Raw genomic sequence first — 15,183 nt, 5'->3', positions numbered from 1 at the left:
GTCGGAAAGGCCGTGTCACGTCGGCCGTGTCGCACGCTCCAGCGCCAGGAGTACGGACTGGTAGCTCCGGCCCGTGGCCCGCTCCATGCCGATCTCACACATCCGGTTCGCGGACAGATGCAGGTCGAACGGGCGTGCCGTCACCTCGGACGCCTCACGCGCGGTGGCCGAATCCGTCAGCTCCGGATGGAGCATGCCCCGGTCTCCGGCGAAGGCGCAGCAGCCCGCGTCGGCCGGCACGACGACCTCCTCGGCACAAACCCGGGCCAGCGCCGTCAGCTGTTCCTCGTCCCCCAGATGCCGCATGGAACAGGTCGGATGCACCACCGCCGAGCCCACCGTGCGGCGCACGTCGAGTCGGGGCAGCAGCTCGTCCGCCGCCCACACCAGTGAGTCGACGACCGTCAGCTCCGCGTGCAACTTCCGGTTGTCGTCGGTGAGATACGGCACCACCTCGTCGGCGATCCCGAGCGTGCAGGAGGACGCGTCGACCACCAGCGGCAGCCGGCCGCCCGCCGTCCAGCCCCAGGCCGCCTCGACGATCCGGTTGGCCATCACCTCGTTGCCGCGTTCGTACCCCTTCGAGTGCCAGATCGTGGCGCAGCACGTACCGGCCACGTCGTCCGGGATCCACACGGGCCGCCCCGCCCGGCCGGCGAGGGCCACCATCGCGTCGGGGAGGGACGGCCCGCGCACGCCCTCCGGCGAGCCGAAGATCCGGTTCACACAGGCCGGGTAGTAGACGGCGACCGCCGCAGGGCGGTGGGTGCGGGGGAGGCGGCGCGCGGCCGCGCCCGGGATCTCCGGCAGCCACTCCGGTACGAGATCGGGCCGCACCGCCCTGCGCGCCGCGCCGGTCACCGCCCCCAGGGCGCGGTCGCCGATCCGGTCGGCCGCCGCGACGGCGAGGCGGGCCGCGGCCTCCACGGCACGGAAGTTCCTGGCCGCGAGCGCCGCGATCCGCTCCTCGCGCGGCGAGTGGCGCTGATGGCGGAACTCCTTCATCAGCGCCCCGGTGTCGATCCCGACCGGGCAGGCCAGCTTGCACGTGGAGTCACCGGCGCAGGTGTCCACGGCGTCGTAGCCGTACGACTCCAGCAGGCTCGCCTCCACGGCCGAGCCGTCGCTCTGCCGCATCATCTCCCGGCGCAGCACGATGCGCTGGCGGGGAGTGGTCGTCAGGTCCTGGCTGGGACAGGTCGGTTCGCAGAAGCCGCACTCGATGCACGGGTCGGCGATCGCCTCCACCTTCGGGATCGTCTTGAGACCACGGAGGTGTGCCTGCGGGTCACGGTCGAGGACGATCCGCGGCGCGAGCACGCCGTCGGGATCGATGACCTCCTTGGTCCGCCACATCAGTTCCGTCGCCTTCGCGCCCCACTCCAGCTCCAGGAAGGGGGCGATGTTGCGGCCGGTGGCGTGCTCGGCCTTGAGCGAGCCGTCGAACCGCTCCACCGTCAGCTTGCAGAACTCGTCCATGAACCCGGCGTACCGCGCCACGTCCCGGGGGTCGGCCGCGTCGAAGGCCAGCAGGAAGTGCAGGTTGCCGTGGGCGGCATGACCGGCCACGGCCGCGTCGAAACCGTGCCGGGCCTGCAGCTCGAGGAGGTCGGCGCAGGCGTCCGAGAGCCGGTCCGGCGGTACGGCGAAGTCCTCGGTGATCAGTGTCGTACCGGACGGACGCGAGCCGCCCACCGCGGTCACGAACGCCTTGCGGGCCTTCCAGTACCCGGCGATCGTTCCCGGGTCGCGGGTGAACGCGTTGTCCACCGAGGCGACCGGGGCGACGAGCTCGAGCCCTTCGAGGGCCGCCGCGGCGGCCCGCTCGTACGCCTCCTGCGCGGCAGTGTCCGCGGCGCGGAACTCCACGAGCAGCGCCGTCGTCTCCCTGGGCAGCTCCGCCCAGTCGGCGGGGACCCCGGAGACGCTGACCGAGGCGCGCAGGGTGTTGCCGTCCATCAGCTCGACCGCGATCGCCCCCGCCTCGTTGAAGCGAGGCACGGCGGCGGCCGCGGCGGGCAGCGAGGGGAAGAACAGCAGTGCGGTGGAGACCCGCCGCTCCAGCGGGAGCGTGTCGAAGACGACCTCCGAGATGAAGCCGAACGTCCCCTCCGAGCCGACCATCAGGCCGCGCAGGATCCGCACGGGCGTGTCGCCGTCCAGGAAGGCGTCCAGGCGGTAGCCGTTGGTGTTCTTGATGGCGTACTTGGCGCGGATCCGGGCGACCAGCTCCGGATCGGCCTCGATCTCGGCCTTGAGCTCCATCAGCCCGGCGCACAGCCGGGGCTCGGCGCGCGCGAGCTCCTCGTCGGCGGCCGGGTGGCCGGTGTCGACGACGGTGCCGCTGGGCAGCACGAACGTGAGCGAGGCGACCGTACGGTACGAGTTCCTGGTCGTCCCGGCCGTCATGCCCGAGGCGTTGTTGGCGACGACTCCGCCGATCGTGCAGGCGACGGCGCTCGCGGGGTCGGGCCCGAGGACCCGGCCGTGGCGGGCGAGGGCGGCGTTGGCCCGGGCGACCGTGGTGCCGGGGCGGATCCGGGCGCGGGCGCCGCCGTCGAGGACGTCGACCCCCGACCAGTGGCGGCGCACGTCGACGAGGATGTCCTCCCCCTGCGCCTGCCCGTTCAGGCTCGTCCCGGCCGCCCGGAAGACGACCTCGCGGCCCTTGCCGTGGGCGTAGGAGAGGAGGGCGGAGATGTCGTCGATGTCCTCGGCGACCACCACGACCTGCGGCACGAAGCGGTAGGGGCTGGCGTCGGAGGCGTACCGCACCAGGTCGGAGATCTTCGAGAGGACCTTCTCGGGGCCGAGGAGCGCGACCAGCTCCTCCCGCATCAGGCGCGGTGTCCCCCGGGACTGGAGATCGGGGACCCGGTCGGGGGCCGGAGTCCGCTTCGTACCGGTGCGCAGGGCCCGTGGGTTCGGCTCCAGCAGTGGCATGTCACGGCTCCCCTCGGCGCCCCGGCGCCCGCGCGGTCAGCAGCGGCGCTCCGGCACGTGGTCGACCAGAGCGGACAGCAGACCTCCGAGCACCTCGCGCTGATCGACGGTCAATGGAGCAAGGATGTCCTCTGCGGCGGCCCTGCGCGCGCTCCGCAACGCGCGGAGCGTCTCCCGTCCGTCGTCGGTGAGCTCGATCCTGACCACACGTCTGTTCGTCGGATCGGGGACGCGGCGCACCCGGCCGGCGGCTTCCAGACCGTCCACCAGGCTCGTGACGGCGCGGGGGACGACCTCGAGGCGCTCGGCGAGATCGGCCATCCGGGGCGGGTGGTCGTAGTGCGCGACCGTGCGCAGCAGCCGGGACTGGGCGGGGGTGATGCCGACCGGCTCGAGCAGCCGCTTCTGGCTGCGCTGCAGCCGTCGGGTGAGGCGCAGCAGCTGCTCGGCGAGAAGGCCGTCGGCGTCGGGGGTGTTCATGGAGGGAACATTATCAGGACCTTGTTCATTGTGAGTATAGGTAACAATGAGCTATGCTCTGATCGACTTGACGACTCTCACCTCTCGTAGGAGCCCATGCGTCACCACGAAGAGTCCGAATGGACACCTCCACCGCGCGATCCCGCGCAGCCGAAGGAGCCCGCGCAGACGCGGCGCATCCTGCGGCTCTTCCGTCCGTACCGCGGCCGGCTCGCCGTCGTCGGCCTGCTCGTCGGGGCCTCGTCCCTGGTGACGGTGGCGTCGCCGTTCCTCCTCAAGGAGATCCTCGACACCGCGATCCCGCAGGGCCGCACCGGGCTGCTGAGCCTGCTCGCCCTCGGCATGATCGTCACCGCCGTGATGACGAGCGTCTTCGGCGTGCTCCAGACCCTCATCTCCACCACCGTCGGCCAGCGCGTGATGCACGACCTGCGCACCGCGGTCTACGCCCAGCTGCAACGCATGCCGCTGGCCTTCTTCACCCGGACGCGCACCGGCGAGGTCCAGTCCCGGATCGCCAACGACATCGGCGGCATGCAGGCGACGGTCACCTCGACCGCCACCTCCCTCGTCTCGAACCTGACCGCCGTGGTCGCCACCGTCGTCGCGATGCTCGCGCTCGACTGGCGGCTCACCGTCGTGTCGCTGCTCCTGCTGCCGGTCTTCGTCTGGATCAGCCGCCGGGTCGGCCGCGAGCGCAAGAGGATCACCACCCAGCGGCAGAAGCAGATGGCCGTCATGGCCGCGACCGTCACCGAGTCGCTCTCCGTGAGCGGCATCCTGCTCGGCCGCACCATGGGCCGTTCCGACTCGCTGACCAAGTCCTTCGCCGAGGAGTCCGAGCGCCTCGTCGACCTCGAAGTGCGCTCCTCCATGGCCGGGCGCTGGCGGATGTCGACGATAGGCATCGTCATGGCCGCCATGCCCGCGCTGATCTACTGGGCCGCGGGCTTCGCCCTCCAGGCCGGAGGCCCGGCCATCTCGCTGGGCACGCTCGTCGCCTTCGTCTCGCTCCAGCAGGGTCTCTTCCGGCCGGCCGTGAGCCTGCTGTCCACCGGCGTCCAGATGCAGACCTCCCTCGCCCTCTTCCAGCGGATCTTCGAGTACCTCGACCTCCCCGTCGACATCACCGAGCCCGAGAACCCGGTCCGGCTGGAGAAGATCAGCGGCGAGGTGACGTTCGAGAACGTCGACTTCCGCTACGACCCCGAGGGCCCCGGCCGTCCGACGCTCGACTCCATCGACCTCGCCGTCCCGGCCGGCGGCAGCCTCGCCGTCGTCGGACCGACCGGATCGGGCAAGTCCACCCTCAGCTATCTGGTGCCCCGGCTCTACGACGTGACCGGCGGCCGCGTCCTGATCGACGGCGTCGACGTCCGCGACCTCGACTTCGAGACCCTCGCCCGCGCGGTCGGCGTGGTCTCCCAGGAGACGTACCTCTTCCACGCCTCCGTCGCGGACAACCTGCGCTTCGCCAAGCCCGACGCCACGGACGAGGAGATCCGCGCCGCCGCCCGCGCCGCGCAGATCCACGACCACATCGCCGACCTGCCCGAGGGGTACGACACCCTCGTCGGCGAGCGCGGCTACCGCTTCTCGGGCGGCGAGAAGCAGCGACTCGCGATCGCCCGCACCATCCTGCGCGACCCGCCCGTGCTCATCCTCGACGAGGCGACCAGCGCGCTGGACACCCGTACCGAACACGCGGTGCAGCAGGCGATCGACGCCCTCTCCGCCGGACGGACCACCATCACCATCGCCCACCGGCTCTCCACCGTCCGGGACGCGGACCAGATCATGGTCCTCGAAGCCGGCCGGATCGCCGAGCGCGGCACCCACGACGAACTCCTCGCCAGCGACGGCCGGTACGCGGCCCTGGTGCGCCGCGACGAACACACGAACGCGGGAGCGGTTGTTCCCCAGAACGTGTGATCGTTTCCGATTCCGTTGCTCAACTCCCTTGTGACGGCTGATGATTACGGTGCGCAAGCGACGGGCTGCAGACCGCGACCGCGCACTGTCCCACGGATGTCGCACAGACGTCCCACAGATGCACCCTGCACAAGGAGAACGCACCACCATGAACGTCATCACCAACCTGCTCGCCGGCGTCTTCCACTTCCTGGGCTGGCTCGTCTGACCCTCACGCCCGACAGGAAAGCGGCGCCGTCGGCCCCCCGTCCCAGGGGGTCGGCGGCGCCGCCGCATGTGCGGGGCTCCCCGGTTTCGCGGGTGGTCCGGGTTAGCGTGCGCTCATGACGCATCGGTCCTGGCAGCCCGAACACCGTCGCCGCCGCCCCCGGCTCACCCGGCTCGGCCGGTTCGCCCTGCTCCTGGGGGCGGGCATCGCCGTGGCCGCGGCGATCACCATCCCCTTGATGCTGCTCTTCGGCGAGGACGAGCGCGCCCCGGTTCCCCTTCCCGAGAAGCAGCGGACCCTGCTCGTCCCCGAGGGCTGGCGGGCAGGCCAGGTGTATGCCGCCGTCGACCGCTCGCTCGGCCTCTCCGAGGGCACCACCCGCAGCGTCGCGGACGCCCCGGCCACCGCCCTCGGTCTGCCGGCCGCCGCCCAGGGGAACCCCGAGGGGTACCTCTTCCCGGCGACGTACCCGGTGGCTGCCGAGACGACCCCGGAGAGCCTGCTGACGTACATGGTCCGGACGGCGGGGAAACGCTTCGGCGCCGACCACATCACCGCGGGCGCCCAGCGCAACGGGGTGAGCGTCCACCAGACGGTGATCATCGCCAGCATCGTGCAGGCGGAGGCCGACACCGACGAGGACATGGGCAAGGTCGCCCGCGTCGTCTACAACCGCCTCGCCAAGGGCATGGCCCTCCAGATGGACTCCACGCTGAACTACGCCATGGGGCGCTCCACCGTCGACACCACCCACGCCGACACCAAGATCGACAGCCCGTACAACACGTACGAGCGTCCCGGCCTGCCGCCCACCCCGATCGGCAACCCGGGGGAGCAGGCGATGTCGGCGTCGATCGAACCCGCCGAAGGCGACTGGCTGTACTTCGTGACCGTGAAGCCGGGGGACACCCGGTTCACCGCCGACTACGCCGAACACCATGCGAACGTCGAGGAGTTCAACGCGCACCGCCGCACGGCGAAGCAGGGCTGACCTACGCGGTCGCCACGGGCTCCCGTTCCAGCAGGCGGCGGATCTCGGTGACGGCCGCCCGCCCGGCCCGGTTGGCGCCGATAGTCGACGCCGAGGGCCCGTAGCCGACGAGATGGACGCGCTCGTCCCGTACCGCCCGTGTGCCCTCCACCCGGATGCCGCCGCCCGGCTCGCGGAGCCTGAGCGGGGCGAGGTGGTCGATGGCGGCCCGGAAGCCGGTCGCCCAGAGGATCACATCCGCGTCGACGGTCCGGCCGTCGGCCCAGGCCACCCCGGTCGGCGTGATCCGGTCGAACATCGGGTTGCGGTCCAGGACGCCGCTCTCCCGTGCCCTGCGGATCGCGTCGGTGAGCGGCAGCCCGGTCACGGAGACGACGCTCTGCGGCGGCAGACCGCGCCGGACCCGCTCCTCGACCATCGCGACCGCCGCCCGGCCCTGCATCTCGCCGAAGGGACCCTCGCGATAGACGGGCTCTCGCCGGGTCACCCACGTCGTCTCCGCCGCGACCTCGGCGATCTCCATCAGATGCTGTGTCCCCGACGCGCCGCCGCCGACCACGATCACCCGCTGACCCGCGAACTCCTCGGGACCGGGGTAGTTCGCGGTGTGCAGCTGGCGGCCGCGGAAGGTCTCCTGGCCCTGGTAGCGGGGCCAGAAGGGCCGGTCCCAGGTGCCGGTCGCGTTGATCAGGGCGCGGGTGGCGTACGTCCCCTCCGAGGTCTCCACGAGCAGCCGCCCGCCCTCGCCCTCACGTACGGCGCTCACCTCCACGGGCCGGTGGACGCGCAGGTCGAAGCGGTCCTCGTACGCCGTGAAGTAGGCGCCGATCACCTCGGACGAGGGCCGGCTGTCGTCGGCGCCGGTCAGCTCCATCCCCGGCAGCGCGTGCATCCCGTGGACCTTGCCGTACGTGAGCGAGGGCCAGCGGAACTGCCACGCCCCGCCGGGGCGCGGGGCGTGGTCGAGGACGACGAAGTCGCGATCGGGCGCGAGGCCCGTGCGGCGCAGGTGGTAGGCAGCGGAGAGCCCCGCCTGCCCGGCACCGATCACGACCACGTCGACGTCCCGTACGTCCGGCCCGCTCTCAACCCCGAAATCGTTCACGATTCCACCAACCGAGGAGCGGGCCGGGATCTTCCCGGCACGGCGAAGGCTCGCCCGTCACCGCCCTCCGGCCACGAGCAGCGGGGCCCCACCGGGCGCCGAGGCCGGACGGCCGTTGGCCGCGGGGACACCGAGCAGCGGCGATGCCGGGATCCGCGGCAGCAGACCCCGCGCCGCCAGCTCCGGGGTGACGCCCTCCCCGAACCAGTACGCCTCCTCCAGATGCGGGTACCCGGAGAGCACGAAGTGCTCCACGCCCAGGTCGTGGTACTCCTCGATCCGGTCGGCGACATCGGCGTGGCTGCCCACCAGCGCGGTGCCGGCCCCTCCCCGTACGAGACCCACACCCGCCCACAGGTTCGGCGCGATCTCCAGCTTCTCGCGCTCCAGCGAACCGCCGCCGTGCAGCGCCAGCATCCGCTGCTGGCCGACGGACTCGCTCCGGCCGAGCGTCTGCTGCGCCGCCGCGATCGTCTCGGCGTCCAGGTCCGAGAGCAGCCGGTCCGCCACACCCCATGCCTCGCGCGCGGAGTCGCGCGAGATCGTGTGCAGCCGGACGCCGAACCGCACCTGGCGTCCGCGCTCCTCCGCGAGCCGCCGGATCCAGTCGATCTTCTCCTTGACCTGCCACGGCGGCTCGCCCCAGGTCAGATACACATCCGCGTGCGCGGCGGCGACCGGCCCGGCCGCCGCCGACGAGCCCCCGAAGAAGATCTCCGGCAGCGGGTCCGGCGGCAGCGCGGTGAGCGCGCCCTCCACCTGGTAGTGCTCGCCCTCGAAGTCGTACGGCTGCCCGGTCCACGCGCCGCGGACCACCTCGAGGAACTCGGCCGTACGGGCGTAGCGCCGGTCGTGGTCCAGATGGTCGCCGAAGCGGCGCTGCTCCACCGAGTCGCCGCCGGTCACGACGTTGAGCAGCAGCCGCCCCCGGGTGATCCGCTGGTACGTGGCCGCCATCTGCGCCGCGAGGACGGGCGAGATCACCCCCGGCCGGAACGCCACGAGGAACTTGAGCCGCTCCGTGTGCTGGGCGAGCGCCGCCGTCGTCAGCCAGGCGTCCTCGCACCACGTCCCCGTCGGCGTCAGCACGGCCTCGAAGCCCAACTGCTCGGCGGCCTTGGCGATCTGCGTCAGATAGTCGATGTCGGGGGCGCGTACGCCGGTCACGGCCCGGGACCGGGTGATACCGCCGTCGGTGTAGGCGTGCCGGTCGACGAGGGTACGGCCGTCGCCGCCGGTCGGCAGGAACCAGTGCAGATGGACGGTCATCAGGAGGAGCCCTTTCCGTAGCTGCGCGCCGGGGTGGTGGACGGCGGCAGGTTCTTGTTGAAGCGGGTGTCGACGTAGTCGGCGAAGCGGAACGTCCGTGGAATCAGCTTCAGTTCGGCGAAGGTGTCGGCGATCTTCTGCTCGGAGGCGATGGCCTCCTTGTCGAGGGCGACCGCGATCCGGGTGCCGTTGCTGCGCTTCACCGCCGCGAGCGCGACGTCGTAGGGCAGCCCGGTCTCCTTCGCCCAGACCTTCGCCCACGCCTCGGGGTGGTCGTAGACCCAGTCCTGGGCGCGGCGCAGCCGCTCGATGTAGTCGCCGATCGCCGCGGCCTTCTCCTTGTCGGCGAGCGCGGCGGGCGCGGCGACCTGGAAGCCGAGACCGTTGACGACGCCCCGGCCGTCGGTGAGCACACGGGCCTTGCCGCTCGTGAGCACCTGCGAGGTGTACGGGTCCCAGACCGCCCAGGCGTCGACCTTGCCGCTGGTGAACGCGGCGAGCGCGTCGGCGGGCTGGAGCAGGCTCACCTTGACGTCGTCGAGCGAGAGCCCGGCCTTCTTCAGGGAGGCGATCAGCTGGAAGTGGGCGGAGCTGCCTTGGGCCACGGCGACCGTCCGGCCCTTGAGGTCCTGGGGCGTGCGCAGCGGGGAGTCCTCGGCGACCAGGATCGCCTCGCCGGCGGAGTCGCCGTGGGTGGCCGCGACCACGGTGATCTTCGAGTCGGCGCCGGCGGCGAAGACGGGTGGGGTGTTGCCGACGGCGCCGATGTCGACGGCCTTGGCGTTGACGGCCTCCAGCAGCGGGGGGCCGGAGGTGAAGGTCGACCAGGTGATGCGGTAGGGCAGATCGTCGAGTTCGCCCGCGGCGCGAAGAACGGCTTCCGCACCGCCCTTCTGGTCGCCGACACGGAGGACGACGGAGCCCTTGCCGTCGGAGCTCGATCCGGATCCGGAGTCGGCGGACGAGGGGGAGGAGCAGGCTGAGGCGAGCAGAGCCAGGGGAAGAAGGAGAACGGCGGGCAGGAGGGAACGCTTCATGGCTGGGGTCTTCCGGTTCGGGTGGCGTGTGCGGTTCGAGGCCGCGTGGGTGACGCGTTCTGACGCGAGGCAGGCACGGGGTACGACGCCGCGTCCTGACGCGGGTAGAAGGCACGGGGTGCGACGAGGGGGCGCCGGTTCGGGTCGGGCGACCGGGCGGCGCGGTGGTCAGGCGGCCTGGACGGCGGGAAGTTCCGCCTCGACGCCCAGTTCGGCGAGGAGACGGGAACGCAGGCCGGCGAAGGCGGGATCGCCGGCGGAGCGGGGACGGTCGAGGGCGACGGGGGAGTCGTACGCGATGATCCCGTCGCGCATCACCAGTACCCGGTCCGCGAGCAGCAGCGCCTCCTCGACGTCGTGCGTCACGAGCAGCACCGCGCACCCGCGCCGCTGCCACAACTCGGCGACCAGCCGCTGCGCCTTGATCCGGGTGAGCGCGTCGAGGGCCCCGAACGGCTCGTCGAGCAGCAGCAGATCCGGCTCCCGTACGAGAGCACGGGCGAGCGAGGCGCGCTGGGCCTCGCCGCCGGACAGGGTCTTGGGCCACGCACCGGAGCGGTGACTGAGCCCGACCTCCTCCAACGCCTTTTCCGCGACGGCTCGTCCGGGCTTCCCTGGCAGGCCGAGGAGCACGTTGCGCCACACCCGCTTCCACGGCATGAGACGCGGAGCCTGGAAGGCGACGGCGCGGCGCTTGGGGACGAGGACGGTACCGGAGATGTCCCGGTCGAGCCCCGCGAGAACCCTCAGCAGAGTGGACTTGCCGCAGCCGCTGTGCCCGAGGAGCACGGTGAACTCCCCGGCGCGCAGGGTCAGATCGAGGTGGTCGATGACGGGACGGCCGTCGAAGGAGCGGGTCAGCCCCTGGATGGTCACTGCCCGGTGAAGGTCGGTCGCCATTGCAGCAGCAGCCTTTCGAGAGTACGGACGACGGCATCGGCCAGCAGGCCGAGGAAGGCGTAGACGACGAGGCAGACGACGATGACGTCCGTACGGAAGAACTCGCGAGCCTGGTTCATGAGGAACCCGATGCCGGCGTCGGCGTTGATCGACTCGCCGAAGACGAGCGCGAGCCAGGCGGTCGCCAGCGAGTACCGCAGTCCGGTCATCGCTCCCGGCAGGGCGCCGGGCAGCACCACGTGGCGGATCAGCCCCCCGCGCCCGAGCCCCAACGACTTTCCGGCCTCGACCAGTTGGGCGTCGACGCCACGGATACCGGCGTACACGTTGAGGTACAGATGGAAGGCGACGCCGAGCGCGATGAGTGCCACCTTGGGCGCCTCGCCGATGCCCAGCCAGATGATGAACAGCGGGATGAGGCCGACCCAGGGGACGGTCCGCAGCATCTGCACGGTCGCGTCGACGAGATCCTCGCCGAGCCGCGAGAGCCCGGAGACGAGGGCGAGCGACACGCCGACGGTGCCGCCCAACAGCAGCCCGACGGCGACGCGTTGGAGCGAGACGCCCATGGCGTACGGCAGGGTGCCGTCCACGATCAGTTCGCCGCCGGCCCGGGCGATGGTGCCCGGAGAGGCGAGGACGTCGGAGGGCAGGACGCCGAAGGAGCTGAGCACCTGCCAGGAGACGAGCAGGAGGAGGGGGCCGACGGTGCGGCGCAGCCAGCGCGGCACGGCGGTCCGGCGTCCGGAACCCGTCCGGGAGGCGGGAACAATCTCCTCGACTTCTGAAATAGGCGAAATATCGCTCAGAGTTTTGGGTGGGGCATGACCGACCGTCATGAAGGAGGCTCCGGGGGAGTGGGTACGCCTCAGCGACCGTGAGCGCGCGGAAAATGGCGCGCGAGCACGGGTGTCAGCGCAGGGGGATCAGGTGTGAGAGGGCGTCAGCAGCCGCGACGACAGGCGGCGGAGGCCACCCGCAGCAGGTCGATGTGACCGCGCGTGGTGAGCAGGGCTGTACGCAACATGGCGCGAACGTAGCGACTCGTTCAGGTGCCGGTCAACGGTGTCTCGGAGCGTGGACGCGCGATCCCGCGCTGTGAACGGCAGGATGACCTCATGTCCACCTTCATCACCCGCGTGATCACCCTCACCACCGGCACTACGGAGACGGTCACCGACCTGACCCAGGTCTGCACGGACTTCCTCACCGAGACGGCCCCGGGCATCGACGGCCTCCTCAACCTCTTCGTCCCCCATGCCACAGCCGGCCTGGCCGTCCTCGAAACGGGCGCGGGCAGCGACACCGACCTCCTGACGGCCCTCCACCACCTCCTCCCTGCCGACGACCGCTGGCAACACCGTCACGGCTCCCCGGGCCACGGCCGCGACCACGTCCTCCCGGCCCTGGTCCCGCCCCACGCGACGGTCCCGGTGATCGGAGGACGACTGGAACTGGGCACCTGGCAGTCGATCTGCCTGGTGGACACGAACAAGGACAACCCGGAGCGCCAGGTGCGCTTGAGCTTCCTGGGCTGAACCGGCTGCGGCGCGATCGGGTCGAGGGAGTCGCTGCCGGTCAGCCGGTGGGGGCCCGTCCGGCGCGCCCGATGCCGGGGGCTGTGATCCGCGGATGGCGACCGTGCGCCGCTCGTGGGTGACGTCAGGCGGAGGCTCCTGCCGGAGAACCCGGGGGGACGATGACTGACGACCGTACCCGTGTGGACGCCGGCGACCGCTGAGGTCCGCGTGCCAGGGCTGGCTTCCGTTCGCACCACGGGACGCCGGCACGGGCTCGCGACGGCCGCTCGAACCGTCCCGGGCGGAAACGGGGCGGCATCGGTGTCGGGGCCACGTTCTCCGGATCGCCTCGTGGAGCAGCGGAGGGGCCCGGCTCGGCGCCGGGCCGTGGGTCAGGTCTCGTGCCGCCGGCCTCGTGCTCCGCGCACCGGCCACCACATTCCCCGGCCCAGCAGTGCCGCGGCAGCCGGGACCAGCAGGAGCGACAGGACGAAGGCGGACAGGAGAATGCCCAGGGCCGTGGCGAAGCCCAGCTGACGGGTGGAGGGTTCGGCGTTCACCGCGAGGCTTCCGAAGGAGGCGGCGAGGACCGCGCCGGCCGTGGCGATGGCCGGCGCCGTGTGCCGTACAGCGCGGGACACGGCGGCGCGGGCCGGGCCCCCACGCGCCATCTCCTCGCGCAGGCGGTCGCTGATGAGGATGTTGTAGTCGGTGCCCAGCGCCACGACGAACAGGAACAGCACCAACGGCAGGACGAAGTTCACGCCCGGCTCTCCGCCGATGTGCTGGAAGACCAGGGCGGAGGCGCCGAACGTCGCCGCGAAGCACAGGCCGACCGCGAGCATCAGCACCACCGGGGCCGCCAGGCTGCGCAGCAGCACCATCAGGATCAGCGCGATCAGTGCCGCGGCCACCGGGAACACCGTACGCAGGTCTCGGTCGACCGCAGTCGCCACATCGGCGAACACGGCCGCCGTGCCGCCCACGTGCGCGGTCAGTCCGGCAGGCGTCGCTTCCCGTACGGCCTGGCGCAGGGGCCCCGCCACGATGTCCCGGGCGTGCTGCGACTGGGCGTCCACGGTCAGGTAGGCGTCCAGCCGGGCGGCGGTGCCGTCGGCGTCGAGCACGGGAGCCGCCACCGTGCCCACTCCGGCCGCCTTGGACAGGGCCCGGTGCAGGACGTCCAGCCCGGCGGGGTCCAGGATCCGTCCGTCGTCGGCTGTGACGTACACCGTCGTCGGGTCGGACACCCCCGGCGGCAGGGCGCCGGCGATCTCCCGCGCCGTCGCGGCGGCAGCCGTGTCGCGCGGGGTGCCGCCGGTGCCGAAGTCCATGCGGACGCCCGCCACGCCGACCGCGAGCGAGCCTAGAAGGGCCACCGACGCGACGAGGACCAGCAGTGGACGGCGCGCCACCAGCTCGCCGGTACGGCCCGCCGGCCCGGTCCGCTCGGCCTTCGTGAGAGTCCGCGACGGCCAGAACATCTTCCGCCCGGTCACCGCCAGCAGCGCCGGCATCAGGGTCAGGCTCGCCACCAGCATCACCAGCACCGACACCGCCACCGAGGGACCGAGTACCCGGAACTGGCCGAACGTCGCCACGCCGAGCGTCGCGAAGGCCGCCACGATCGTCAGTGCCGCCGAGGTCACCGCGGTGCCCACCCGTCCGGCCACGTCCGCGGCGACCAGGCGGTGGTCCTCCTCCGGGCGGCGTCGCAGTTCCTCACGGAAACGGAACAGCAGGAAGAGGAAGTAGTCGACGCCGATGCCGATCAGGACGGTCCCGATCATGCTCGGGGTGCCCGGGTCCAGGTCGAAACCGGTCAGCAGGGCCGCTCCCACGACCGTGCCGGCGGCGGCGCCGCCCACCACGGACACCGCGATCAGCGGGACGATCGCGGCCAGGACACTGCGGAACACGAGTACGTTGATCAGCACGATCAGACCGACCATCGCCAGACCGACCACGGTCTGCGTGGTCTTCTCCGCGTCGGCGCGGTCCACCACGTCCGCCAGGCCCCCGGTGAACCCCGTGCGCAGCCCGGCTTCGTCGAACTCCTGCTGGGCACGGTTCTGGAAGGCCCGGTACAGGGAGTGCATACCAGGGTCGGTGGAGTTGCCCCGCAGCCGTGCGCCGAGCAGGGCGAACGATCCGTCGGGAGCGGTCATCGCCGGTGCGACGCGGGGTACCTGGGAGTAGTCCTCGGAGAGCCCCGGTATCTGCTCGTCCGTCCACGGCATCTCCACGCGCGTGGCGCTCAGTTCACGCGCCACGTCCTGTACTCGCTTCTTGTCCGCGTCCTTCAGCGGCTTGCCGTCGCGCCGGGCCACAAGCACCGTCACGGCGTCGGCGTCGGGCTCCGCGCCGAACTCCTCCCGGGCGATCCGCAGCGCCGCGGCCGCGTCGTATTCCTGGGGCAGGAAATCGGCGCTGTCGGTGTGCGTGACGCGGAAGACGAGCGCCTGGCCCATGATCGCCACGAAGACGCCGACCACCGCCCACACGGCGATGACCCGCCATGGTCTGCGGGTCGAGAATCCGGTCAGGGCACGGATCACGGAAAGCCTCCGGAAGGGTACGGGTGAACGGGGGCCACGAGACCGTGGACGTCCGAGACGGCCCCCCGCGCCGGGCGGTCCCGGCACATGCCCAGCACATCAGCGGCGCCGGGCCCGCACCTCGGAGCAGTGGACGAGAAACCCGCTGGGAGCACGGCCCCGAACCGTCGGGCCTCTGGGAGCCTGCTCCCAGCCCCCGCTCCCGCCGGTGCCCGACGCCATGTCCGCGCTGCACCGGCA

The 15,183-nt window shown here is 71.9% G+C and carries 12 protein-coding genes; 3 read left to right on the top strand and 9 right to left on the bottom strand.

The features are described from left to right. Positions 1-15 precede the first annotated feature (15 nt). On the bottom strand, positions 16-2,943 hold the full coding sequence (locus ACZ3OF_RS14820) for an FAD-binding and (Fe-S)-binding domain-containing protein (RefSeq protein WP_361672747.1): 2,928 nt from the start codon (positions 2,941-2,943) through the stop codon (positions 16-18). A gap of 36 nt (positions 2,944-2,979) precedes the next feature. Beyond that, on the bottom strand, positions 2,980-3,423 hold the full coding sequence (locus ACZ3OF_RS14815) for a MarR family winged helix-turn-helix transcriptional regulator (RefSeq protein ID WP_361672749.1): 444 nt from the start codon (positions 3,421-3,423) through the stop codon (positions 2,980-2,982). Between the two features lie 96 nt (positions 3,424-3,519). Between ACZ3OF_RS14815 and ACZ3OF_RS14810 the strand changes: the two genes are divergently transcribed. Both ACZ3OF_RS14810 and mltG read left to right on the top strand, forming a co-directional pair. Next, positions 3,520-5,355 (top strand): ABC transporter ATP-binding protein, encoded by a 1,836-nt coding sequence (locus tag ACZ3OF_RS14810; protein ID WP_361672751.1) that lies wholly within the window; start codon positions 3,520-3,522, stop codon positions 5,353-5,355. Positions 5,356-5,678: 323 nt separating this feature from the next. Then, positions 5,679-6,554: an endolytic transglycosylase MltG gene (mltG, locus tag ACZ3OF_RS14805; protein ID WP_467304842.1), complete on the top strand. Its 876-nt coding sequence runs from the start codon at positions 5,679-5,681 to the stop codon at positions 6,552-6,554. 1 nt (position 6,555) lies between these two features. On the opposite strand, the gene ACZ3OF_RS14800 is transcribed toward mltG, so the two are convergent. The 6 genes from ACZ3OF_RS14800 to ACZ3OF_RS14775 all read right to left on the bottom strand — a co-directional run bounded on the left by ACZ3OF_RS14800 (position 6,556) and on the right by ACZ3OF_RS14775 (position 11,892). Next, on the bottom strand, positions 6,556-7,659 hold the full coding sequence (locus ACZ3OF_RS14800) for an NAD(P)-binding domain-containing protein (protein ID WP_361672757.1): 1,104 nt from the start codon (positions 7,657-7,659) through the stop codon (positions 6,556-6,558). A gap of 57 nt (positions 7,660-7,716) precedes the next feature. After that, positions 7,717-8,928: an LLM class flavin-dependent oxidoreductase gene (locus ACZ3OF_RS14795; RefSeq protein ID WP_467304840.1), complete on the bottom strand. Its 1,212-nt coding sequence runs from the start codon at positions 8,926-8,928 to the stop codon at positions 7,717-7,719. Then, positions 8,928-9,965, bottom strand: a complete 1,038-nt coding sequence (locus tag ACZ3OF_RS14790) for an ABC transporter substrate-binding protein (RefSeq protein ID WP_361672761.1) — start codon at positions 9,963-9,965, stop codon at positions 8,928-8,930. The genes ACZ3OF_RS14795 and ACZ3OF_RS14790 overlap by 1 nt, the downstream gene beginning before the upstream one ends. Positions 9,966-10,133: 168 nt before the next feature. Beyond that, the gene (locus tag ACZ3OF_RS14785) at positions 10,134-10,865 is read right to left on the bottom strand and encodes an ABC transporter ATP-binding protein (protein ID WP_361672763.1); all 732 of its coding nucleotides are present in this window, start codon (positions 10,863-10,865) and stop codon (positions 10,134-10,136) included. Further along, positions 10,838-11,704 carry an ABC transporter permease gene (locus ACZ3OF_RS14780; RefSeq protein WP_467304837.1) on the bottom strand — a complete coding sequence of 289 codons (867 nt, stop codon included), beginning with the start codon at positions 11,702-11,704 and terminating at the stop codon, positions 10,838-10,840. The genes ACZ3OF_RS14785 and ACZ3OF_RS14780 overlap by 28 nt, the downstream gene beginning before the upstream one ends. Positions 11,705-11,808: 104 nt before the next feature. Next, entirely contained in the window at positions 11,809-11,892 is an 84-nt protein-coding gene (locus ACZ3OF_RS14775; RefSeq protein WP_351816447.1) for a putative leader peptide, read from the bottom strand. 91 nt (positions 11,893-11,983) lie between these two features. On the opposite strand from ACZ3OF_RS14775, the gene ACZ3OF_RS14770 reads away from it, so the two are divergent. Next, on the top strand, positions 11,984-12,403 hold the full coding sequence (locus tag ACZ3OF_RS14770) for a YjbQ family protein (protein ID WP_361672768.1): 420 nt from the start codon (positions 11,984-11,986) through the stop codon (positions 12,401-12,403). Between the two features lie 374 nt (positions 12,404-12,777). On the opposite strand, the gene ACZ3OF_RS14765 is transcribed toward ACZ3OF_RS14770, so the two are convergent. Further along, positions 12,778-14,943: an MMPL family transporter gene (locus tag ACZ3OF_RS14765; RefSeq protein WP_361672771.1), complete on the bottom strand. Its 2,166-nt coding sequence runs from the start codon at positions 14,941-14,943 to the stop codon at positions 12,778-12,780. Positions 14,944-15,183: the final 240 nt, after the last annotated feature.

It is taken from the genome of Streptomyces sp. NPDC022552, from assembly GCF_055561875.1.
The sequence above is the reverse complement of the archived record's forward strand: the minus strand, read 5'-3'. Positions and strand labels throughout refer to the sequence as shown.

What these genes read in the sequence shown, in the direction of transcription:
- ACZ3OF_RS14770 (WP_361672768.1), top strand. Translation starts at nt 11,984, where the DNA reads ATGTCCACCTTCATCACCCGCGTGATCACCCTCACCACCGGCACTACG.
- ACZ3OF_RS14815 (WP_361672749.1), bottom strand. Translation starts at nt 3,423, where the DNA reads ATGAACACCCCCGACGCCGACGGCCTTCTCGCCGAGCAGCTGCTGCGC.
- mltG (WP_467304842.1), top strand. Translation starts at nt 5,679, where the DNA reads ATGACGCATCGGTCCTGGCAGCCCGAACACCGTCGCCGCCGCCCCCGG.
- ACZ3OF_RS14780 (WP_467304837.1), bottom strand. Translation starts at nt 11,704, where the DNA reads ATGACGGTCGGTCATGCCCCACCCAAAACTCTGAGCGATATTTCGCCT.
- ACZ3OF_RS14820 (WP_361672747.1), bottom strand. Translation starts at nt 2,943, where the DNA reads ATGCCACTGCTGGAGCCGAACCCACGGGCCCTGCGCACCGGTACGAAG.
- ACZ3OF_RS14795 (WP_467304840.1), bottom strand. Translation starts at nt 8,928, where the DNA reads ATGACCGTCCATCTGCACTGGTTCCTGCCGACCGGCGGCGACGGCCGT.
- ACZ3OF_RS14785 (WP_361672763.1), bottom strand. Translation starts at nt 10,865, where the DNA reads ATGGCGACCGACCTTCACCGGGCAGTGACCATCCAGGGGCTGACCCGC.
- ACZ3OF_RS14775 (WP_351816447.1), bottom strand. Translation starts at nt 11,892, where the DNA reads ATGTTGCGTACAGCCCTGCTCACCACGCGCGGTCACATCGACCTGCTG.
- ACZ3OF_RS14810 (WP_361672751.1), top strand. Translation starts at nt 3,520, where the DNA reads ATGCGTCACCACGAAGAGTCCGAATGGACACCTCCACCGCGCGATCCC.
- ACZ3OF_RS14790 (WP_361672761.1), bottom strand. Translation starts at nt 9,965, where the DNA reads ATGAAGCGTTCCCTCCTGCCCGCCGTTCTCCTTCTTCCCCTGGCTCTG.